Below are 21,905 nucleotides of genomic sequence, written 5' to 3' on the forward strand. Positions count from 1 at the left end.
CCACGCCGCATCCGCCCCCGTACGGCACCGCCCGCCGCGCTGATCAGCGACTTCGTTGCCAGCGATCACTGGCGTGATGGGTGGACCCGGTGAAACCCTGTTACCGCCGGGTACCCAAAGTCGTCCGGTCCGGAATACCCTGCGCGTCATGACGGACTCGCAGGCCCCCGAAAAGACCGGCACGACCATCACGGGAACGACCGGCACGGCACGGACGACCGGCACCAACCCCCTCGCGGCAGCCCCGCAGGGCGCCCGTACCGCCGCCGATGTGGTCACCCCCGAACTGGTCGCCCAGCTCACCAAGGGCGTGGTCGGCTCCGGCCGGACCGCCAACCACACGCCCTTCACCGGTGAGAAGCTGGCCGACCTGCCGGAGTCCACCCCCGAGGACGTGGCGACGGCCTACGAGCGGGCCCGCGCCGCCCAGGCCGTCTGGGCCCAGCGACCGGTGCGCGAGCGCGCCGCCGTCCTGCTCCGCTTCCACGACCTGGTGCTGGAGCGCCAGGGCGAGGTGCTCGACCTCATCCAGCTGGAGACCGGCAAGGCCCGTCTGCACGCCCACGAGGAGGTCCAGGCCGTCGCGGTCGCCGCCCGGCACTACGGCCGCAAGGCCCCCTTCTATCTGAAGCCGAAGCGGCACACCGGCGCCGTGCCGACCCTCACCAAGGTCACCGAGCTGCGCCACCCGCGCGGTGTGATCGGCCAGATCGCCCCCTGGAACTACCCGCTCGAACTGTCGGTCGGCGACGCGATCCCCGCCTTCGTCGCGGGCAACGCGGTCGTCATGAAGCCCGACACGGAGACCTGCCTGACCGCCCTGTGGGCCCGCGACCTGCTCATCGAGGCCGGACTGCCCGCCGACGTCTTCCAGGTCGTCCTCGGCGAGGGCCCCGTCATCGGCCCCGAGGTCGTGCGGCACGCCGACTACGTGTCCTTCACCGGCTCCACCCGCACCGGCCGCGAGGTCGCCCAGGGCGCCGCCGCCCGCCTCGTCGGCGTCTCCCTCGAACTCGGCGGCAAGAACGCCATGCTGGTCCTGGCCGACGCCGACATAGAGAAGGCCGCGGCGGGAGCCGTCCGCGCCTGCTTCTCCTCCGCCGGCCAACTCTGCATCTCCATCGAGCGCCTGTACGTCCACGAGTCCGTCGCGGACGCCTTCCTGGAGCGCTTCGCCGCCCGCACCAAGGCCATGCGGCTGGGCAAGTCCCTCGCCTACGGCGCCGAGATGGGCTCCCTCGTCGGCGCACGCCAGCTGGAGACCGTCAGCCGCCACGTCGACGAGGCCGTGGAGAAGGGCGCGAAGGTCGTCGCGGGCGGCGTCGCCCGCCCCGACATCGGCCCCTACTTCTACGAGCCCACGATCCTCGACGGCGTCACCGAACCCATGTCCGTGTGCACGGAGGAGACCTTCGGCCCGGTCGTCTCCATCTACCGCTTCACGGACGAGGACGAGGCCGTCGCGGAGGCCAACTCCACCGCGTACGGCCTCAACGCCTCCGTCTGGACCAAGGACGGCCGCCGCGGCCGCGAGATCGCCTCCCGCGTGCGCGCCGGCACGGTCAACGTCAACGAGGGCTACGCCTCCGCCTACGGCAGCGTCCAGTCCCCGATGGGCGGCATGAAGGACTCCGGCCTCGGCCGCCGCCACGGCTCCGAGGGCATCCTCAAGTACACGGAGGCCCAGACCGTCGCCCAGCAGCGCCTGCTGCCCATGGCCCCGTCCCTGGGCATGGACGACGAGAAGTACGCCCAGTTCATGAGCCGCAGCCTGAAGGCGATGAAGGCGCTGCGCCTGAGGTGAGCGCCCCGTGAGGGGGCGCGGGGAAGCGCGTGAGCAACCACATACGGCCCGCAAGCTGAGGACCGTTCTCGACGAGGAGAACAAGTGTCGTACGACTATGACGTCATCGTGGTCGGATCAGGATTCGGCGGTTCTGTCACCGCGCTGCGCCTGACCGAGAAGGGCTACAAGGTCGGCGTCGTGGAAGCGGGCCGTCGCTTCACCCGCGCAACCCTCCCCAAGAACTCCTGGGACCTCAAGAACTACCTCTGGGCCCCCGCCCTCGGCATGTACGGCCTCCAGCGCATCCATCTGCTGGGCAACGTCATGGTGCTGGCCGGGGCCGGCGTGGGCGGCGGCTCCCTCAACTACGCCAACACCCTCTACGAACCGCCGAAGCCGTTCTTCGAGGACCCGCAGTGGAAGGACATCACCAACTGGCAGGAGGAGCTGAAGCCGTACTACGACCAGGCCCGGCGCATGCTCGGCGTACGGCTCAACCCGACGATGACCCCCTCCGACGTGCACCTGAAGGCCGCCGCCGAGCGGATGGGTGTCGGCGACAGCTTCCACCTCGCCCCGGTCGGTGTCTTCTTCGGCGACGGCGAGGACGCCGACGGCACCGCGAAGGCCGCCCCCGGCGAGCAGGTGGCAGACCCCTACTTCGGCGGCGCGGGCCCGGCCCGCAGGGCCTGCACCGAGTGCGGCGAGTGCATGACCGGCTGCCGCCACGGCGCCAAGAACACCCTCAACGAGAACTACCTCCACCTCGCCGAGAAGGCGGGCGCGGTCGTCCACCCGATGACCACGGTCGTCGCCGTCACCGAGGACTCCCAGGGCGGCTACGCCGTCACGACCCTGCCGACCGACGCGCGCCGCAAGGGTGACTCCCGCGTGCTGAAGGCCCGCCGCGTCGTCCTCGCCGCCGGCACCTACGGCACCCAGACCCTGCTGCACCGGATGAAGGCGGGCGGCCAACTGCCGCACATCTCCGACCGGTTGGGCATGCTGACCCGCACCAACTCGGAGGCCCTGGTCGGCGCCCAGACCGACCGGCGCCGCTACCGCAAGGCCCACGGCGCGCCCGAGGTCGACTTCACCCGGGGCGTGGCGATCACCTCCTCGATCCACCCCGACGAGAACACCCACATCGAGCCGGTCCGCTACGGCAAGGGGTCCAACGCGATGGGTGGCCTGTCGATCCTCCAGGTCCCCTACGCGGGCGGCACCGCGTCGGACGCCTCCCGGGTGCTCGGCTGGCTGGCGAACGCGGTCAGACACCCCTTGCTGGTGGCCCGCTCACTGTCCAACCGCCGCTGGTCGGAGCGGACCATCATCGGTCTGGTGATGCAGTCCCTGGACAACTCCCTGTCGACGCATCTGAAGCCGAAGGGCCTCGGCAAGGGACTGTTGACGGCACGTCAGGGTCATGGCGCGCCCAATCCCAAGCAGATCGAGGCCGCTTCGACGGCCGCCGCCACCCTCGCCGCCGAGATCAACGGCTTCGCCGGCAGCAACGTGGGCGAGCTGATGGGAACCCCGCTCACCGCGCACTTCCTCGGCGGCTGCCCCATCGGTGCCACGGCGGCCGACGGCGTCATCGACCCGTACCACCGCCTCTACGGCCACCCCGGCATCTCCGTCGTCGACGGCGCCGCCGTCTCCGCGAACCTGGGGGTGAACCCCTCGCTGACCATCACCGCCCAGGCCGAGCGCGCGATGTCGTACTGGCCGAACAAGGGCGAGGCCGACCACCGCCCGGCCCCGGGAGCGGCCTACGAGCGCCTCGTTCCCGTGGAGCCCCTGCGTCCGGCGGTCCCGGCGGACGCCTTCGGCGCGCTGCGGCTGCCGCTGCTGCCGGTACCGGCCGTTCCGCCGAAGAAGTAGGTCCGGCCGGTGCGTCCGCGGCGGCGACGGCGGTGCGGGAGAGGACAGCGGAGAAGGACCCGCACCCCCCTCCGAGCGCGGGTCCTTCTCTCGTGTGCCAGGTGTGACCGGTGAGTCGTGTGAAGGGTTGCCCCCGCGATGACAGTTTTCTGGTGTGACCTGAGTCACACTCCGCTGAGGCTGAAGTGATACCCGAAACCGCTTGTGGTGCCAGGTCGCGCCCATGATCTGATGTGGCCTGTGAGGCCTCTGTGAGGCATGCGAGAAAAGCCGTAAGGGTGGGGGACATGAAGGTGGGGGACATGAGATCGAAGGTGTCGCGGGCGGTGGCGGCCGTCTCGGTCGCGGCCGCGCTGGGGCTCACCGCGGCGTGCGGCGGGGGCGGCGACGAGGCCAAGGACGCGGAGGCGAAGCCGTCGGCCGCCGGGGACGCGAAGGGCGGGCAGGACGGGCAGGACGGGGCCGGGAAGGCCGCGCTGACCGAGGCCCAGCTGAAGGAGGCGGCCCTCGCGAAGGGGGACGTGAAGGGCTACAAGATCGCCGACATGCCCGCGGAGGACATGCCCGCCGTGCCCGTTCCCGCGAACCCGGCCGCCTGCCAGCCGCTCGCGAACATGTTCAACTTCACCTCGGACCCGCAGCCGAAGGCCCGCGCCGGACGCACCGTCACCTCCGAGGACAAGCTCTCCGCGAGCGTCATCTCCCTCGCCCTCGCCGCACACGAGGAGAGCGACGCCGAGAAGGTCATGGCCGATCTGCGCGAGGCGACGGAGAACTGCGACGGGTACGAGCACGTCGGCAACAAGTACACCGACGTCGAGGCCCGCACCGCCCCGAAGCAGGGCGACGAGGCCGTCGCGTACAAGCTGAAGGCCGACATCGAGGGCGCCAAGATCCCGATGTCCTTCACGGTGGTGCGCAGCGGTTCGACGCTGATCGGGTTCTACTCGATGAACATGCTCGACGCGGACAAGGCCGAGGTGCCGGACGCGATCATCGACGCACAGGTCGCGAAGCTGGAGAAGGCCGCCGGCTGAGCGGACCACGGCGTGACGAAGGGCCCCGCGGGACGGAAGTCGCGGGGCCCTTCTGCGTCAGCACCGGCGTCAGGGCGGCGCCGGTGCCCCGAAGCGGCACCGGGGGGTCGCGCCGCGTGTCGGGATGGTGAATGAGGGGGCTGCACCCGGCGCACCGGGGGTGTGCGCCTGGTGTCGACCAGGGGCGGTCGACGGTGTCCTGTTCCGCGGTGTCCTGTTCTGCAGCGTTCTGTTCTTCAGTGTCCTGTTTCCGTGTCGTGAGGCGGGGCGACGGCCTCCGCAACCGTTCCGGCCACCCTCGGACAGGTTTCCGCCGGCCGGCCCCGGGCGTCCCCGGAGCCGGCCGTTCTCTCGTGTGACCGGGCTGCTGTCCCCTGCCGTCCGGTCACCACCCTGGAGCGAGGTCCCACGGCGCACGGCACGATCCGTACGCCTCATCGCTCCAGCGGAGCCACGCGTGGTTCTTTCGGGTCCGGACCTGGCTGGCACGGACACCGACACCAACGAAGCGCGGCGGGCGACGGTCACGCGCCGTACGGGTGAGAGGGCAGGCGTATGTACGTGCGCCGGTCAGATGCGACCCCGACACAGCTCCAGCAGCGTCATGGCGAGCGCGGTGCCGGGCTTGCCGAGGGCGTCCCTGTAGTGACCCAGGACCTCCATCTCGCGGGAGAGGTTCACCCGGCGGCCGCCGGACTCGATCCGGGCCCGCTGGATCACGGTGGAGACCGCCACCCGTTCCTGGATCAGGCCGATGATCCGGTCGTCGAGCGCGTCGATGCGCTCACGGGCACCGGTGATCACGCCGGCGGCCTCGGAGGTACGGGCGCCGGTGATGTCGGTGGCGTAGGTGGTGGCAGCGGTCGTGGCCGTGGCGGCGGTGTTGGCGGTCGTGGAGGTGGCGGCGGTGATGGCGGTGGTGGCGGCGGCGGTGGTGGTCATGGGGAGGCTCCTGGTCGGAAGAGGCTCCCGGGGCGGCAGGACCGGGAAACGCCAGACGCCCCGGACCTTGTCGGTCCGGGGCGCCTGGGAAAGTCGCTCGTCAGTGACTCAAGCAACACGACCATGGCAGCCGGCGGACCGGGTGCCATAGGTAAAGAGGAAGGTCGGGTGCGTGAGCATGGGCGCCAGTATGCCACGGCCCGTTCCGGCTCGGTTCTGCGCCGGGGGCCGGGGGCCGGGGGGAGCCCACCGTGGGCCCGCTCCGCCGGGGCGCACCCCGGTAGACTCGACCACACAGACCCCCGCCCCACCGCCGGAAGGCACCCCGTGTCATCAGCGAACCCCGCTGCCGCCGTCCCCGACACCGTCCTGGTGGTCGACTTCGGCGCCCAGTACGCCCAGCTCATCGCCCGACGGGTCCGCGAGGCCCGGGTCTACAGCGAGATCGTGCCGAGCACCATGCCGGTCGCGGAGATGCTCGCCAAGAACCCGGCGGCGATCATCCTCTCCGGCGGCCCCTCCTCGGTCTACGCCGAGGGCGCCCCCCGCCTCGACCGCGCGCTCTTCGAGGCCGGTGTCCCCGTCTTCGGCATGTGCTACGGCTTCCAGCTGATGGCCACCACCCTCGGCGGCACCGTCGACAACACGGGGGCGCGTGAGTACGGCCGTACGCCCCTGCATGTCGCCAAGTCCGGCAGCACCCTCTTCGAGGGGACCCCCGACGAGCAGTCGGTCTGGATGTCCCACGGCGACGCCTGCTCCGCCGCCCCCGAGGGCTTCTCCGTCACCGCCTCCACCGACGTCGTCCCGGTCGCCGCCTTCGAGAACGACGAGAAGAAGCTGTATGGCGTCCAGTACCACCCGGAGGTCATGCACTCCACGCACGGCCAGCAGGTCCTGGAGCACTTCCTCTACCGAGGAGCGGGCATCACCCCGAGCTGGACCACCGGCAACGTGATCGAGGAGCAGGTCGAGGCCATCCGCGAGCTGGTCGGTGACAAGCGCGCGATCTGCGGCCTGTCCGGCGGTGTGGACTCCGCGGTCGCCGCGGCCCTCGTGCAGAAGGCCATCGGCTCCCAGCTGACCTGCGTGTACGTCGACCACGGTCTGATGCGCAAGAACGAGACCGAGCAGGTCGAGAAGGACTTCGTCGCCGCGACCGGCGTCCAGCTGAAGGTCGTCGACGCGGAGGAGCGGTTCCTCAAGGCGCTCGCCGGGGTCTCCGACCCCGAGCAGAAGCGGAAGATCATCGGCCGCGAGTTCATCCGCGTCTTCGAGCAGGCGCAGGCGGAGATCATCGCCGACGAGGGCCCCGAGGTCGCCTTCCTCGTCCAGGGCACGCTCTACCCGGACGTCGTCGAGTCCGGCGGCGGCACCGGCACGGCCAACATCAAGTCCCACCACAACGTGGGCGGTCTGCCGGAAGACCTCGAATTCAAGCTGATCGAGCCGCTCCGCCAGCTCTTCAAGGACGAGGTCCGGATGGTCGGCCAGGAGCTGGGGCTCCCGGAGGAGATCGTCCAGCGCCAGCCGTTCCCGGGCCCCGGCCTCGGCATCCGGATCGTCGGCGAGGTCACCAAGGAGCGACTCGACCTGCTCCGCGACGCCGATGCCATCGCCCGCGAGGAGCTGACGGCCGCCGGCCTCGACCGGGACATCTGGCAGTGCCCGGTGGTGCTGCTGGCGGACGTCCGGTCCGTCGGCGTCCAGGGCGACGGCCGCACCTACGGCCACCCCATCGTCCTGCGCCCGGTCTCCTCCGAGGACGCCATGACGGCCGACTGGTCCCGGCTGCCGTACGAGGTCCTCGCGAAGATCTCGACCCGGATCACCAACGAGGTCGCGGACGTCAACCGGGTCGTCCTCGACGTGACGAGCAAGCCCCCGGGCACCATCGAGTGGGAGTGAGCCCTTTTTGACCGGGCTCAGGTCCGCTTGAGGGTCCGCACCGGCTCTCCGGGCTTCCAGACCTGGACGACCAGGTACGTGTCGTCCTCGACGTAGGTCCGCACGACCTCCGTCAGCTCGGTGCGGAAGAGGTGGAACGGCTCCGGCGGTTCCACCTCTTCGCCGTACGCCGCCTTGACCGCGGGATCCTCGACCTCGACCGCCCGCCCGCTCACCCGCACGTCACCGCCGCCCATCTCCGTGCCCGGGCCCGGATTGGCCTGCAGCGAGAAACGGGGGTCGCGCCGCAGATCGAGCGCCTTGAGCGAGTCGGGCATCATCCCCAGCCACAGCTCGCCGTTCACGAACCGGACCTCCAGCCCGGTCGTCCGCGGGGAGCCGTCCCGGCGGAGGGTGGCGAGGACGTGATGGGTGAAGGCGCCGAAGCGCGCCTCGACGGTCTGTCCGAGTGCGGGTTCGGCGGCGACGAACGCGCCCCAGTTCGAAAGATTCTCCGGCATACGTCGAGTCTCGCGCGGATACCCGACAACCACTGTCCGGTTACCCCGAGCGACGTACAGCGACTTACGAGCGATGTACAGCGACGTGCGAGCGATGTACAGCGACGTGCGAGCGATGAACGACGGCGGTTCGACCCGAGCGAACGGTGTGCGGTGTGGCGCGCTTCCGTGACTTGCGTAACGGTTGCGCACTCTCTTCACGGGACGGGCCTGTTCTGCCAGGGGCACCGACGGTAACTTCCGATTCGTAAAGGAAGTCACCCTGGAGGACACATGCACGGGCCCACACCGCCCCTGCCCCTACCCACCGACCAGCTCCGGTTCGCGATGCCGCCGATGCACGAGTCGGCGGAGGACGAGCGGCGACACCGCAAGGAACGCCTGGCCGGGGCCCTGCGGATCTTCGGGCGCATGGGGTTCGAGGAGGGCGTCTCGGGGCACATCACCGCGCGCGACCCCGAGTTCAGCGACTGTTTCTGGGTCAACCCGTTCGGGATGCCGTTCAAGCACGTCACGGTGAGTGACCTGGTCCTCGCCAACCAGGAAGGGCAGGTGATCGAGGGCCGCTACCACGTGAACCAGGCCGCCTTCACCGTCCACGCCCAGGTGCACGCCGCCCGCCCCGACGTCGTCGCGGTCGCGCACTGTCACTCCGTGCACGGCCGCGCGCTGGCCGCGCTCGGCGACCTGCTCGACCCGATCACCCAGGAGTCCTGCGCGTTCTACGAGGACCAGGCGCTCTACGACCACTACACGGGCGTCGCGGTGGACGCGGACGAGGGCCGCCGCATCGCCGGCGTGCTCGGCAGCCGCAAGGCCCTCGTGCTGCGCAACCACGGTCTGCTGACGGTCGGCGACTCGGTCGACGCGGCGGCGTGGTGGTTCCTGTCGATGGAACGCTCGGCCCAGGTGCAGCTCACCGCGAAGGCGGCGGGCCGGCCCCTGCTGATCGAACACCGGCTGGCCGCGGCGACGCGGGAGCAGGCGGGCGGCGATCTGGTGGCATGGATCAACTATCAGCCGCTGTGGCAGGACATCAGCAGGAGCGAGCCGGATCTGCTGAGCTGACGGGGCCCGCCCGGGGCCCTGAGGTCCGGGCCCGTCCGGGTGGGTCAGAAGTCGCGCAGTACGACCGCCTTCGTGGTGGCGAACTCCTCGTCCGTCAGGACACCCTGGCGGTGGAGTTCGCCCAGCTCACGGAGGCGACGCAGGAGGACGTCGTGGTGGTCAGGGGTGGGTGGTGGCTCGACGGCGGACTGCGTGGGCCGGGAGGCGTCCGGGCGGGCGGCGGCGCCGCGGGTGGACGGATGGGGAAGCCGTGCCGTGACCGCCGTGGCGACGAGTGCCGTGAGGAGGTCGCGCCGGGTGCTGCCCCACAGATCGAGGGCGTACGGGTCCCGCTCCGGCGGCAGCTTGGAGAAGACGGTCTCACGCGTCACGAACCGCAGGAACCCGTCCTCGTAACCGGAGTTGGGCAGCCATTCGACCTGCACCAGCTCGCCGACGTCGATGATCCGCGGGCCGGTCGCCCGCTTGACCCGGTCGGAGGTGTCGTTCCAGTCGATCCGCACCTGCATACCGTCGAACGACACCGTGCCGTCGCTGGACCGCACGGACACCGGCACGGGCGGGCCGGGCAGCAGATAGACCGTGGCGGGCTCCTTCGGTGTCTGCTCCAGCAGCATGGACTGCCGTATCTCCTCGGCCACGTACTCGGCGATCCCCGAACGGTCGAGATCGACCGTCAGCCGGTACGGATCGGCTCCGTCCGGCAGCCGCCCCCCGGTGGCCTGCAGCAGCGGATCACTGCCCTCACGAAGCCGCAACCGGAGCCGCCCGTGCTTGCGTTCGGGCTCGTAGACGACACCGGACACCGCCTCCAGCGGCACCGCGATCTCCCCGTACGTCTGCCGGAACAGCGCCACGGAACGGTGCAGGCCCGGCGTGATCCGGACCGTGCTGCCGTCGAAGGACCAGGCCCCGTCCCGCTGGATGATCTCGGCCATGGAGAGATTCTCCCAGCCGGGTCAACACGGGCACCGGAACTTCACCCCGCCCCTGTCTTGCGCGGAGTGGCCCTGCTGGATGCGGTCCGTGTTCCGTACGGCACAATTCGCTGTCATCGCAGGGCATTTGTACGGCCGCACGGCTGTGGGAGCGAGCGGACGTACATGCGAGGCCCGGCGAAGGCTGTGAAGTCGTCCACGACGTCCACGAAGTTCACGAGGTCCGCGCTCACGAAGTCCTGCTCGGAGCCGTTCATGAAGGCGCTGGCGGCGGCACGGTTACCGCGTCGTCGAAGGCGGCGACAACGGCGACGGCAACGGTACTGAGTTGGCGAACGGTGGACGACAACAACGGTACTGACGGCAGTCATGATGACGGTGTCCATGGCGACGGTGGCCATGACGAAGATGGCAATGACAACGGCGGCGAATGCCGAGAGACGCGGTCGCGCAGGCGGACGCGGTGCGGGAAGGCGGGCTCGGGCATGGCGGTGCAGGAGGCGAGAGGGGGCATGGGCGCGGCCCATGAAGGCGGGTGCACGTGCGGGGACTGCCCGCACGGGGCGCGTGCGGGACATCGGCGCGCGGTCGCCGAGTTCCTGCTGAAGCGGGAGGAGTTCGCGTCCGGGCAGGGGTTGCCGGCGGCCGTCGCGCACTCCGTGTCCGCCTCGCGCCAATGGGTCTCGGACGAACTCACCCAGTCCGCGGCCCTCGTCGCCGAACGAGGCCGCGTCGAGGGCGAGGCCTGGCTCGGGCGCCTGTGGCTGCGCACGGCGGTCGTCGTCTGGGCCGCGGTCGTGACCCTCCTCCTCATCCAGTCCCTCACCGCGATCGGCGCGGGCTGGACGGTCGCCCGCACCGCCGGACTGCTCGCCGCCCTGCTGATGGGTGCGGCACTGACGGGCGCCGGATATCTGCACCGGGCACGCGGCGGCGCCCTCGCCCCCGTCATCGGCGAGGACAACCGTCTCTCCACCTCCCGCGCGATCGCGGCCGCCTGGGTGCTCTTCGTCGTCTTCGCGATCCTCGTCCTCGTCGGCCGCCTGGCCGCCGCCTCCGACCACCGGGAACGTGACGCCCTCATCGCCGGCCTCGACCTCACCCGGGGCGCGGGCATCGTGACCGTCCTGGCCGTGGTCTGCGGTATCGCGGTCCTGGTCCGCCGCGTCGTCGGCCTGCGGATCCTCTCCCAACGCCTCCAGAAAGTCCGCGCCCACCGCCCCCGCGCCGCCGACCTCCTCACCGACGACTCCGGCCGAGGCAGCTTCACGGACATCCAGTACGTGATCATCTGCACCGTCGCCCTCACCTTCGCGGCGGTGCGCCTGGCCCGTCGCCCCGACCAACTCCCGGACCTCCCCTGGGGCCTGGCCCTCCTCGTCCTGGTCTCCGCCGCCACCTACGTCGCGGGCAAATACGCCGAGGGCGGCCGTCCCGTCGTCCTGTCCGTCGTCCGCGCCCGCGAGGCCGGCGACCTCGACGCCCCCATCCGCAACGGCGACGACATCGAGATCCGCGGCGCCGGCTTCGTCCCACCCGGCGCGCAGTCCGCCGATCACCTCTCCCGCATGGTCGTCCGCATCGGAGCCGTCCATGTCCACGTCCCCCTCGTCCCCGTGGCCGGCGGTTTCAGCAACCCCACGGACGCCGTCCTCACCGCCCCCGTCCCCGCCGACGTCGAACCCGGCAAGGTCGACGTCCAGGTCGTCACAGCCGCCGGCGTAGAGACCAACCGCTACACGATCGAGGTCTCAGCGGACTGAGCGACCGACAAGAGGAGGGGGAAGGGGGCGACGAGACGGGCGCCGGCGGCCGCGTGCTGGGCAGCCCGCGTGCCGGGTGCCGGATGCCGGGTCTCGTTTTCACGGGTGACCTCAGCTCAAGCCGGTGACGTGGTCGGCCTGGGCCGGTGGGGTGGGGGCTCGGCGATTGGGCCGGTCGACGACCTGTGGTGACGTCGATGGGGCGGGGCCGGGCCGGGCGCCGCTAGGTGAGCGTGGTGAGGGATGCAAGGGTCGCAGCCCCTTGGGCTGGGAAGTGGGACGGGTAAGGGCGGCGAGGGCGGAGGAAGGGCCCCACGAGGCCGCACTCCGACCCCGACAAGCCACCCCGACCCGGAAAAACACGCCCTAACCATTGAGCACCCCCACCCCTCCGAACGTATCGTCTGTCGAGGGGTCAACGGCACGGCGGACAAGAGGCGGCGCAGACCATGACTCACGGCATTCGCACGGACTCCCACACCCCCTACCTCGACGGTGGCCCCGACTGGCGGGACACAGCCTCCCGCTACGCCCTGCTGCCCCTGCGCGTCTTCCTCGCCATCACCTTCATCTACGCCGGCCTGGACAAACTCACCGACAGCGCGTTCATGTCAGCCTCCGGCTCCGGCTCCATCGGCGACATGATGAGCGCCACCAGGGACTCCTCCGCCATCCCAGCGATGATCGACATGGCCCTCAAGAACCCCGTCGGCTTCGGCTACGCCATCGCCATCGGTGAACTCGCCGTCGGTATCGGCGCCCTCCTCGGCCTCTTCACCCGCCTCGCCGCATTCGGCGGGGCCCTGATCTCCCTCAGCCTCTGGCTGACAGTCAGCTGGTCGGCATCCCCGTACTACTACGGCAACGACCTCCCCTACCTCATGGCCTGGATCCCCCTGATCCTCGCCGGCGCCCCGGCCCTCTCCGTGGACGCGGCCATCCGCTCCCGCCGCCACGCCGGCAGCAGGCACCGCGCAGGCGCCTACCACTGAGCCCCACGGCACCACCACGCCCACGGCTCACCGAAGCCACCCAGCAGAGCTTGCGCCAGCACGGCATCACCAACGGCATCACCAACGGCCGTCTGGTCATTGCTGCTCGCTCTCACCACCCCGGCACAGGGCACGCCCCCGGCACCTGCCTTCAACACCCCAGTGACCCCAGCTGGGCCCGCCTGCGCCAGGCATGGGTGGGGCCTCTGCGCGAGCCGGATCAGGCTCTTGATCGCCCCGCCACCAGTCTGCGGCGCCCGGCCCATGACCGCCCCACGACCTCGTCCCGCCTGCACTGCGGTCTTGGCCGGCCTGGCAGCAGAGCGCCATCTTCTCCCCGGGCCGGTGGTGCCCCCAGCCAATCTCCACCCCGGGCCGGTGGCGCCCCCAGCCAGACACGTCTAGCCACGGCTGCCCACAAACCGCCGCGCGCCGCGCCCAGGACGCCGCCCACCTGCCCTCCTCTCAAGCTCTCCGAGTTAGCCCTTCGCTGCGCCGACCCCGTCGTACCGACCGCCCCGTGGCCCGAGGCCCGCGGCCCGTGGCCCGTGGCCCGTCGCCACGCCCGTCCGGCGCCCCCTGTCCGACTGCAGCCCGCCCCTCTCGGCGTCTCTTTTCGCAGGCCGCCACCCTCGTAACTCCGACTTATCCGTGCGCGCCCGGCGGCCCTTGCGCACCTCCGTGCACGCCGGGCAGCGGCAGCCATCCCCGTCCCATCCCCGGCCGCCCAGGAAGACTCACCCCGCAGAACCGCCTGGTCCTGTTACTCCCCCGAGTCGGCCGTACCCCCGGGCCCAGTCGCCCCCGCACTCTTCGCCACTCCGGACGGCCCCGCCGCACCCCCATACCCCGTCGGCCCCGTCGGGGCCGTGGGTGCCGTGGGTGCCGTCGGCCGCGTCCGCTCTGACGTCCCGCGTCCTCGTATCGCGTGGTTCAAGAGACCCACCGCCCCCGCCAGACATAGCCCCCCGATCACGAGGGGTATCACGGCGAACCAAGGGATCTCCCAGGCGTTTCTCGCGTCGCCGAGATACACGACGCCCGCAGCGGTGAGGAAGAGGCCGGCTATGAGCTTCCCCGGGCGGAACTCATGACGCAGCACGGGCCACCTCCGCCTGTCCCAGACCGACTTCGAGGTCGATGGTGAGCGTGCCGCCGCTGTCCGAACCCTTTTCGGGGGACAGTGTCAGCCGATCGCTCTTGTCCGGTGCCACGTCCACGTCCTCCTTGTCGTCACCTGGCAACTGGATGTCACCGAGGCCCACTTCGACGTCGAGACGCACGGTGACGTCCTGTGGGACCACCACCCTCGCCTTGCCCGCGCCCAGCCCCAAGCTCGTCGTCAGCGTCTCTCCTTTCGGTATGTCCACTCCGGACAGGTCCAGCGTGCCCACGCCGGTCCCCAGCTCATAGCGGGGCGCCACGCTCTTCATGTTTCGCGGTGTCCACTCCGTACGGACCCAGTCGGTGCTGATGTTCGCCGGGAGCGCCGTCGTGCATGCCAGGAGTCCCGCGGTGACCAGGGACAGGAAGATCGACCCCGCTCCCGTGCGGCCGAGGAAGGCGCTCAGGGCTATACCCAGGCCGAGCACGGTCAGCGCGCATGCCAGGCCGGTCTGCAGGCTGGTGGCGAGAGCCTGGTACTCCCAGGTCGCTCCGGTGCCGAGTCCGCCGGCGAGCAGAGCGAGCAGGAGTATCCAGCCTCCTGTCCAGCGCGGACCGCGCGGCTTCGGCGGGCGCGCGGCGCGTATGTCGTGGCGGGAGGGCATGTATCCCCCGGCGATGTTGACCGCTGCCGCCATGTCCCGGTCGCCGGTCGTCCACGGCCCCCACAGATAGCCCGTGCCGCCCACATGCTTTCCGTCCTTGATGATCGGGTCGCGCCACCAGGAGGGGTAGGCGGACGCCACGGGCGGGGCCTGGGCCTCGGGTGGGGCGTCGGCGACGGCCTGCGCGGCGAGAGGATCGGGGTCAGGGGCTCCGCGCTGTTGCGACCAGTACCCCGCGCCGGCCAAGAGCAAGGAGACGACCACGGAGAAGGTCAGGACGGTCGTGTTGCTCAGCATGGTGAGGAACACACCACAGCCGACCAGCGCGAAGAGCACGCCCGCGAGGGCCTGGCCGTCGACCCTGCCGGTCAGCAGCTTCCGTACCTCGTTCTCCTCCTCGTCGTCATACGGTATGAACAGCCAGGCGAAGCCGTAGAAGATGAGGCCGAAGCCGCCGGTCGCGGCGAGCACCGCGAGCACCACCCGGAAGATCACCGGATCCATGTCGCACTGACGCCCGAGCCCGGCACAGACACCGCCCAGCATCTTGTGCTGGCGGTCGCGGCGGAACTTGTGCGGAGCGGTGGGCCCGTCCGCCGGATCGTCGAGGCCGGGGCGCCCCGCCGCGCCAGGAGCGGACGGGTCTTCCGCTCCGGGGGAGGAGCGGCCGGCAGCTCCGTGAGGGCCGGCGGAGGCCGATCGATCCGCAGGCGCACCCGCGCTTGTCCGCGCACCCGTGCGCGCCTGCCGGCCCGTGTCCGCGCTCCCGTGTGCGCGCGGCCCCTCTGCGCCTGTGCCCGGCGAGGGCGTGGCGTCCTGCGGCTCGGTCATGGGCCGCCGGGCGTCCGGACCCGAGCCGGGGCCCGGCTCCGCTGCCGCGTGCTGGTGATCCGTCATGCGTCCATCGTGACCGCCGAGCCGGTCGGATGGCAGTCGGGACGACCCTGGTCGAACCCTGATATCCGTACGGGGATGTGTTCGATCACGCCTGGGCCGAAGATCAGGGACGTCTCGGGGACCGACCCTGATGCCTCGATCCGCCGTGCGTGTGAATATCGTGGCATGCCGGAAGCCGCAGCACTGCCAGTCGACACTCCGCGGCCCCCGCGCAAGCTCTACCGCAGCAGCGACGGACGCTGGCTCGGAGGCGTGGCGCGAGGGCTCGCCGGACATCTTGGGCTGCCCGTGACCTGGGTGCGGCTCGTGTTCGCCGGCCTCTTTCTCGCGGACGGTCTCGGTGCTCTGGTCTACGCGGCGTTCTGGTTCTTCGTCCCGCTCGGTGTGGGAGGCGTCGACAATCAGCGGCCGCCGGCCATCGCCACCGAGACCTCGCCCGACGGCCGCCGCAGACTCGTGGCCCGCAAACCCGACCGCGGGCAGATAGTCGCCCTCCTCCTCATGGTCGTCGTGGCCATGGTCTTCGTCGGCAATGTGGACCTCGGCGAGGCCGCCCGGGCGTATCTCTGGCCGACCGTGCTCGTCGCGGCCGGTGTCGCCCTGGTCTGGCGTCAGGCGGACAACGCGCGGCGCGCCCGCTGGGCCGAGGTCGGCCGACGGCGGCGCACGATCACGCTCCTCCGCTCCGTGGCCGGTGTCCTGCTGGTCACCGCGGGCGTGTCCGGGATATTCGTCCTGCAGGGCTCGGCCGCCCACCTGGGCTCGGTGCTGCAGGCCGCGCTCGCGGTCCTCGTGGGTATAACGCTGCTGGCCGGGCCGTACCTCGTCCGTATGACCCAGGACCTCTCCGAGGAGCGCCTGATGCGTATCCGCGCCCAGGAGCGCGCGGAGGTAGCGGCCCACGTCCACGACTCGGTGCTCCACACGCTGACACTGATACAGCGCAATGCGGACAGCCCGAACGAGGTCCGCCGCCTCGCCCGAGCCCAGGAGCGCGACCTGCGGAACTGGCTGTACAAACCCGAGGGCACAGGAAAGGACGAGGACGACGAGCCGGACACCCTCGCCGAGGCCGTGCGGCGGAACGCCGCGGAGGTCGAGGACAAGCACGGCGTCCCCATAGAGGTGGTCGTCGTGGGGGACTGCCCCCTCGACGAAGGACTGACCGCGCAGATGCAGGCCGCGCGCGAGGCGATGGTGAACGCCGCCAAGTACGGTGGCGAGGGCGGCGCCGTGCAGGTCTTCGCCGAGGTCGAGGGAACGACGGTTTTCGTGTCCGTCCGCGACCGAGGTCCGGGCTTCGATCTCGACTCGATACCCGCCGACCGCATGGGCGTCAGAGAATCGATCATCGGCCGCATGGAGCGCAACGGAGGCACGGCACGGCTCCGCGCCGTACCGGACGGCGGCACGGAGGTCGAGTTGGAGATGGAGAGGGCGGAGACGACGTCATGAGTGACGCGAGCGGGGCGAACGACACTGCCGCACAGGGCGGTTCGGGCACTGACCCGGACGGGGGCCAGAGAGATGCGACCGCGCGAGGCACGGATGCGGCTGCGGGCGTGGCCGGCGGGTCCGGCCGCCCCGATACGCCCGCCGCGACCACCACGGACGGTGATGCCGGCGTGACCGCCGCACCTGGGAAGTCCGCCACGGCCGGGCAGCCCGCTGCGACCGAAGGCGGGGCCGGAGCCGGCGTCTCCGGGGCCGGGCGGTACGTCCGGGTCGTGCTGGTGGACGATCACCGGATGTTCCGTACGGGAGTGCGGGCCGAGATCGGGCAGACGGACCGTACGGGTGTGGAGGTCGTCGGGGAGGCACCCGACGTCGACCAGGCGGTCTCGGTGATCACGAGCACGCGGCCCGAGGTGGTGCTCCTCGATGTGCATCTGCCCGGCGGGGGAGGCGTCGAAGTGCTGCGCCGTTGTTCTGCGTTGATGGCGGACGCCGAACAGCCCGTCCGGTTCCTCGCGCTGTCCGTGTCGGACGCGGCGGAGGATGTGATCGGTGTGATCCGGGGCGGTGCGCGCGGATATGTCACCAAGACGATCACCGGCTCCGATCTCGTCAACTCCATCTTCCGGGTGCAGGAGGGTGACGCAGTCTTCTCCCCGCGCCTGGCAGGCTTCGTCCTGGACGCCTTCGCCTCCACCGACGCCCCGCCCGTCGACGAGGACCTCGACCGTCTCACCCAGCGCGAGCGCGAGGTGCTGCGTCTCATCGCCCGCGGGTATGCGTACAAGGAGATCGCCAAGCAGCTCTACATCTCGGTGAAGACGGTGGAGTCCCATGTGTCCGCCGTACTGCGGAAGCTGCAGCTCTCCAACCGGCACGAGCTGACGAGGTGGGCGACGGCACGACGCCTGGTGTGAGGGGTGGGCACCGGTGCCGCCTCGGCACCAGCGCAGGCATCGGCTCTGGGCCTGGCTCTGGCTCTGGCTCTGATGGTGCGGGCGCCAGGTCGGTCGAGTGGCGCGCCTTCGGTGGTCGACCTCGCCTTGACCCGCTGACCTGCTGACCCGCTGACCCGAGCCCTCGGCCAGCAGGAAGCTGGCCTGGGCTGCCGGACCGCCCGTGCCGCCGGACATCCAGGCCTTGGCGTCCGGCAGCCGCCCGACGCCGCCCATCAGCGCGAGGCAGCAGCCCCGCCCTGTCCGCTCCGTCCCGCCCTGTCAGCTCCGTCTCGCCCGGCCGGAGGCGTCCGCTCAGGCCACCCTTGTGGCCCCCGCGTACGGCATCTCGTCGAGCGGGGCGACGCGTACCGGGGCGGAGGGGTTCGGGGCGTGGATCATCTGGCCGTTGCCGATGTAGATGCCCACGTGGCTGATGCCGGAGTAGTAGAAGACCAGGTCGCCGGGGAGGAGTTCGGAACGGGAGACGCGGCGGCCGGCGTTGATCTGGGAGTAGGTGGTGCGGGGGAGGGAGACACCGGCGGCGCGGTAGGCCGCCAGGGTGAGACCGGAGCAGTCGAAGGCGTTGGGGCCGGTGGCGCCCCAGACGTACGGACTGCCGAGCTTGGAGAAGGCGTAGGAGACGGCCGCTGCGGCGCGGGAGTCGGGGGCGTCGGCGGTGGCGGAGGCCGGGGAGACCGGGCCGGTGAGGTCGCGCCGGGGTGAGGCGGAGGAGCGGGAGGCGTGCCCCGGGCTGCCGCCCGCGGTGTCGAACCGTGCCCGGTCCTCACTGGTGAGGCGGCCGAGCAGCTGCCGTGCGTCGGACAGCTTCGAGGTGATCGTCTTCTTGTGCCGCTTCAGCTCCGTCTGCCGGGTCTTGAACGTGCCCAGTTCGACCCGAGCGGCCCCGCGCAGCCGTTCGATCTCCAGCAATTGCTTCCGCACGCTCGCCACATCCGCCGACTGCCGGCCGCCGACCCGCTCGGCGAGGGCGGCGCCGTCCAGGTACTGGTCAGGGTCGGCGGAGAGCGCGAGCTGCCAGGAAGGGTCGATGCCCCCGCGCCGGTACTGCGCCGCCGCCAGCGAACCCAGCTCGTCCCTTGCCGAGTTGAGCCGTTCGGTGCGGCGGGCGGCCTGGTCGCGCAGCTCTTCGAGGTTCTCCTGGGCTGTGTCGGCCTTCTCCTTCGCGCCGTTGTACTTCTCGGTGGCGACCTCGGCCTCTTGGAACAGCTTGTTCACTTTCGCCCTGACCTGGTCGGGCGTGAGCTGGGGGTCGGCGTGCCCGGTGCCGTCGAAGCCGGTCGCGGTCGCCGCGCCCGCGAGTGCGAAGGTCGCGGCCGTGCGGACCGTGTGGCCGCCGAGTGAGCGCTGTCTGGGCTTGCGGTGCGCTGCCACGTGGAGTCCATGTCCTCTCCGTACGACCGCCGTCCGCGGTACGGACATCGTCCGACCGTACGGACCGCCTGGGGGGAGCGGTGACGCGTCCGGCGGCGGCCCGCACAGGGGGAGCGGGCCGCCGCCGGACCTTCTCGGCGGTGGTGTCCGACTGCCGCCCCTGGCCGGGCGGCGGTGGGGAGCCGGGCACCTGAGGGAGGACGCTAAACCTGGGCGTGAGGGCACGGTAACGCGTTGTACGGAAGTGACGTGCACCGACCGCGAGGTGACCGTATGTGACCGTGATCTCGTCCTGGCATCGCCGACTTCACGCTGCGCGATGACCGATACGGTCATTTCGGACCTGCCGGGAGTGCGGCGATGCTATGCGGCGCATATATGCAAGATCGTCAGCACCTCGCCGGAGGCGATCGTGCCGGTGCCATCGTGTCGGAAGCCTCCGTGCCGGAAGCCTCCGTGCCGACGAACTCCGTGCCGACGAACTCCGTGCCGGAGATCTTCGGAAGGCCATGGCACCCCCGGAGGCCGCGTGAGGTCCCCGTTCCCCCTGAGATGGAGCGGCCCCGCGCCCGGCCTGGCACAGCCCCCCACGCCCGGCCTGCCGCAGACCCCTCATTAGGCTCCGCGCATGGACGTACTCATCCACATCCTCGTCGCCCTCCACATCATCGGCATCGCCTCCCTCCTGGGTGGTTTCCTGACCCAGATGAAGGCCATGGGTCAGGGCACCGCCCGCTTCGTCCCCGCGATGCTCCACGGCGCCCTCACCATGCTCGTCACCGGTGTGCTCCTCGTCGGCCTCAATCAGGCGGACGACCAGCCCGTCGACAACATCAAGATCGGCGTCAAACTCGCACTGCTGATCGTGATCCTGGGGCTGGTCTATGTGAAACGGGACGAAGAGACAGTGGAGAAGCCGCTGTTCGGCCTGGTGGGCGCGCTGACCATCGCGAACATCTTCATCGCGGTGCTCTGGACCTGACGGCGCGCCCCCGGCCGACCGTGCGGCTACGCCGGCCGCACCACGCTGTGCACCGACGACTCGGCGTCGTAGAAGACCGTCTCCTCGCGGACGTAGGTGCCCGGCTTCGGGGCGTGGATCATCATGCCGTTGCCTATGTAGAGGCCGACGTGGCCGATGTTGTCGTAGAAGAAGACGAGGTCGCCGGGCCTGGCGTCGGAGAGGGGGACCGTGGTGCCGGCGGTGAGCTGGTCGAAGGTGGTGCGGGGGAGATCGACGCCGGCGGCCTTCCAGGCGGCCTGGGTGAGCCCGGAGCAGTCGTAGGAGCCGGGGCCGGTGGCTCCCCAGACGTACGGCTTGCCGATCTGTGCGCGGGCGAAGGCGATGGCCTTGTCGGCCTTCGTGGCGTAGGTGAGGTCCTCGGCCGGGACGGTGGTCCCGGAGGTGGTGCCGATGGACGTCTCCGTGCCGGTGGACGTGCCCGTGCCTATGGACGTCTCCGTGCCGGTGGACGTGTCCTCCCAGGTGCCCTGCGGCCCCTGGCCTACCTGCGGCCCCTGGCCTGGCTGTGATCCCTGCCTCTCCAGGGCAGGCGGGGCTTCCCGCGTTTCCACGGTCGTCGCCCGTGCCGCCTGCTGCCGCGCGAGTTCCTCCGCCCTGCGGTCGGCCTCCTCCCGCTCGCGCTGCTCGATCGCGGCGAGCCGGGCCCTCTCCTCGGCGGTGAGGGCGGCGAGCAGCTCACGGGCCTGGGCGAGCTTCGCCTGGACCTTGGCCTTGCCGGCCTTGAGCCTGTTCTGCGACGCGGTGAGCTGTTCGAGGCTGTCGCTCGCCTCCTGGCGCTGATCCGCCGCCTCGGACTGCTCGGTGACGTACGTGCCGACGGCCTCCTGCGGGCGGTCTGCCGGCCGGTCCGTCAACTGGCTCCGGTCGAAGGAGCCCTGCGGGTCGTCCGCCGGCAGCGGCGAGGCCTGGTCGGGGGCCGCCGCGCCCGTGCGGTACCGGGCCGCGGTGAGGGAACCGAGTTCCTCCCGGGCCTCGTTGAGCTTCTCCGTGCGCTTGACGACGCCGTCGAAAAGGGTGTCGACCTGCTTCTTCTGCCTGCCCGTCTTCTCCTTGGCCGGGTTGTAGTTCTCGGTCGCCGAACCGGCCTGGCGGTAGAGGGCGTCGACCTTCTTCTCGACTTCCTCCAGGCTCGGCTTGTCGTCGGTCGAGGGCGCGGCCGTGGCGCTGCCCGACTGGGAGAGCAGGGCCACCGAGGTGAGGGCGGCGGTGGCGAGAGCGGGGGTGCGTATGCCCGCGCGCGTTCCGGCCGGACGCGGCTTGCGGTGCGGCGCCATGGTGCGGCGTCTCCTTCCGTTGTCCGCCTACCGAGTTAGCTGTCGGGTTCGGGCGCAAGCTTCGGAAGGTTTGCCCTACGGCCCTCGCCGCGCGCGGCGGTCGGGTCGATTCACCCCGGATAACGGTGGGTCCCCGGCTCCGGGCGCCTCGGGGAGGCATACCGGACTCGGCGGAGGTCGTGCGGCCCGGCGACGTTCGCCGGTTGGGTCGTACGGCCCAGAAGAAAAAGTTAGCCAACTCGTGTGGCCCGTGTGAAGGTTGATGTGCGATATGCCCGATACGTTTTCGTGACCTTAGCCTCTTCGGCGCGACGAACGGTAAGCTCGATCGCTCACCG

17 protein-coding genes and 1 riboswitch are annotated in these 21,905 nt (G+C 70.9%); of the genes, 10 read left to right on the forward strand and 7 right to left on the reverse strand.

The features are described from left to right. The first annotated feature begins 148 nt into the window (after nucleotides 1–148). The 3 genes from STRBO_RS0105115 (at nucleotide 149) to STRBO_RS0105125 (ending at nucleotide 4,707) form a co-directional block, all read left to right on the forward strand. Complete coding sequence (locus STRBO_RS0105115; protein ID WP_005481127.1) at nucleotides 149–1,804, forward strand: succinic semialdehyde dehydrogenase; 1,656 nt, start codon at nucleotides 149–151, stop codon at nucleotides 1,802–1,804. An 84-nt stretch (nucleotides 1,805–1,888) separates the two neighbouring features. Beyond that, nucleotides 1,889–3,670 carry a GMC family oxidoreductase N-terminal domain-containing protein gene (locus STRBO_RS0105120; RefSeq protein WP_005481126.1) on the forward strand — a complete coding sequence of 594 codons (1,782 nt, stop codon included), beginning with the start codon at nucleotides 1,889–1,891 and terminating at the stop codon, nucleotides 3,668–3,670. Between the two features lie 302 nt (nucleotides 3,671–3,972). Beyond that, on the forward strand, nucleotides 3,973–4,707 hold the full coding sequence (locus STRBO_RS0105125; protein WP_237547588.1) for a hypothetical protein: 735 nt from the start codon (nucleotides 3,973–3,975) through the stop codon (nucleotides 4,705–4,707). A gap of 570 nt (nucleotides 4,708–5,277) precedes the next feature. Here the strand turns inward: STRBO_RS0105125 and STRBO_RS0105130 are convergent. Then, the gene (locus tag STRBO_RS0105130) at nucleotides 5,278–5,649 is read right to left on the reverse strand and encodes a chorismate mutase (RefSeq protein ID WP_005481124.1); all 372 of its coding nucleotides are present in this window, start codon (nucleotides 5,647–5,649) and stop codon (nucleotides 5,278–5,280) included. Nucleotides 5,650–5,976: 327 nt separating this feature from the next. Between STRBO_RS0105130 and guaA the strand changes: the two genes are divergently transcribed. Beyond that, a complete protein-coding gene (gene guaA / locus STRBO_RS0105135) occupies nucleotides 5,977–7,557 on the forward strand; it encodes a glutamine-hydrolyzing GMP synthase (protein ID WP_005481121.1) in 1,581 nt (526 codons plus the stop codon). Nucleotides 7,558–7,574: 17 nt separating this feature from the next. Here the strand turns inward: guaA and STRBO_RS0105140 are convergent, their stop codons facing one another. Continuing rightward, the gene (locus STRBO_RS0105140; RefSeq protein ID WP_005481120.1) at nucleotides 7,575–8,057 is read right to left on the reverse strand and encodes a pyridoxamine 5'-phosphate oxidase family protein; all 483 of its coding nucleotides are present in this window, start codon (nucleotides 8,055–8,057) and stop codon (nucleotides 7,575–7,577) included. A 273-nt stretch (nucleotides 8,058–8,330) separates the two neighbouring features. Here STRBO_RS0105140 and STRBO_RS0105145 point away from each other — a divergent pair, with 273 nt between their 5' ends. Continuing rightward, the gene (locus tag STRBO_RS0105145) at nucleotides 8,331–9,125 is read left to right on the forward strand and encodes a class II aldolase/adducin family protein (protein WP_020113866.1); all 795 of its coding nucleotides are present in this window, start codon (nucleotides 8,331–8,333) and stop codon (nucleotides 9,123–9,125) included. Nucleotides 9,126–9,169: 44 nt separating this feature from the next. Here STRBO_RS0105145 and STRBO_RS0105150 read toward each other — a convergent pair whose 3' ends face one another. Both STRBO_RS0105150 and STRBO_RS43385 read right to left on the reverse strand, forming a co-directional pair. Further along, a complete protein-coding gene (locus STRBO_RS0105150; RefSeq protein WP_005481118.1) occupies nucleotides 9,170–10,063 on the reverse strand; it encodes a DUF4429 domain-containing protein in 894 nt (297 codons plus the stop codon). 113 nt (nucleotides 10,064–10,176) lie between these two features. Further along, on the reverse strand, nucleotides 10,177–10,464 hold the full coding sequence (locus STRBO_RS43385; RefSeq protein ID WP_158690970.1) for a hypothetical protein: 288 nt from the start codon (nucleotides 10,462–10,464) through the stop codon (nucleotides 10,177–10,179). Between the two features lie 84 nt (nucleotides 10,465–10,548). Between STRBO_RS43385 and STRBO_RS0105160 the strand changes: the two genes are divergently transcribed. Next, nucleotides 10,549–11,826 (forward strand): hypothetical protein, encoded by a 1,278-nt coding sequence (locus STRBO_RS0105160; protein WP_028796469.1) that lies wholly within the window; start codon nucleotides 10,549–10,551, stop codon nucleotides 11,824–11,826. A 449-nt stretch (nucleotides 11,827–12,275) separates the two neighbouring features. Next, the gene (locus STRBO_RS0105165; RefSeq protein ID WP_005481114.1) at nucleotides 12,276–12,818 is read left to right on the forward strand and encodes a DoxX family protein; all 543 of its coding nucleotides are present in this window, start codon (nucleotides 12,276–12,278) and stop codon (nucleotides 12,816–12,818) included. Between the two features lie 1,088 nt (nucleotides 12,819–13,906). On the opposite strand, the gene STRBO_RS0105170 is transcribed toward STRBO_RS0105165, so the two are convergent. Further along, a complete protein-coding gene (locus STRBO_RS0105170) occupies nucleotides 13,907–15,484 on the reverse strand; it encodes a PspC domain-containing protein (RefSeq protein ID WP_005481113.1) in 1,578 nt (525 codons plus the stop codon). 165 nt (nucleotides 15,485–15,649) lie between these two features. Here STRBO_RS0105170 and STRBO_RS0105175 point away from each other — a divergent pair, with 165 nt between their 5' ends. Next, nucleotides 15,650–16,939, forward strand: coding sequence for an ATP-binding protein (locus STRBO_RS0105175; RefSeq protein WP_005481112.1), 1,290 nt, complete (start codon nucleotides 15,650–15,652; stop codon nucleotides 16,937–16,939). 107 nt (nucleotides 16,940–17,046) lie between these two features. Beyond that, entirely contained in the window at nucleotides 17,047–17,856 is an 810-nt protein-coding gene (locus tag STRBO_RS0105180) for a LuxR C-terminal-related transcriptional regulator (protein WP_005481110.1), read from the forward strand. 333 nt (nucleotides 17,857–18,189) lie between these two features. Here STRBO_RS0105180 and STRBO_RS0105185 read toward each other — a convergent pair whose 3' ends face one another. Then, nucleotides 18,190–19,269: a C40 family peptidase gene (locus STRBO_RS0105185; protein WP_020113871.1), complete on the reverse strand. Its 1,080-nt coding sequence runs from the start codon at nucleotides 19,267–19,269 to the stop codon at nucleotides 18,190–18,192. A 628-nt stretch (nucleotides 19,270–19,897) separates the two neighbouring features. Here STRBO_RS0105185 and STRBO_RS0105190 point away from each other — a divergent pair. After that, on the forward strand, nucleotides 19,898–20,251 hold the full coding sequence (locus STRBO_RS0105190) for a hypothetical protein (RefSeq protein ID WP_005481106.1): 354 nt from the start codon (nucleotides 19,898–19,900) through the stop codon (nucleotides 20,249–20,251). A 26-nt stretch (nucleotides 20,252–20,277) separates the two neighbouring features. Here the strand turns inward: STRBO_RS0105190 and STRBO_RS0105195 are convergent, their stop codons facing one another. Then, a complete protein-coding gene (locus STRBO_RS0105195; RefSeq protein WP_005481104.1) occupies nucleotides 20,278–21,567 on the reverse strand; it encodes a C40 family peptidase in 1,290 nt (429 codons plus the stop codon). Nucleotides 21,568–21,576: 9 nt separating this feature from the next. Continuing rightward, nucleotides 21,577–21,750: riboswitch (cyclic di-AMP (ydaO/yuaA leader) on the reverse strand. Nucleotides 21,751–21,905: the final 155 nt, after the last annotated feature.

The sequence above is a fragment of the Streptomyces bottropensis ATCC 25435 genome (genome assembly GCF_000383595.1).
Classification (GTDB): Bacteria; Actinomycetota; Actinomycetes; order Streptomycetales; family Streptomycetaceae; genus Streptomyces; species Streptomyces bottropensis.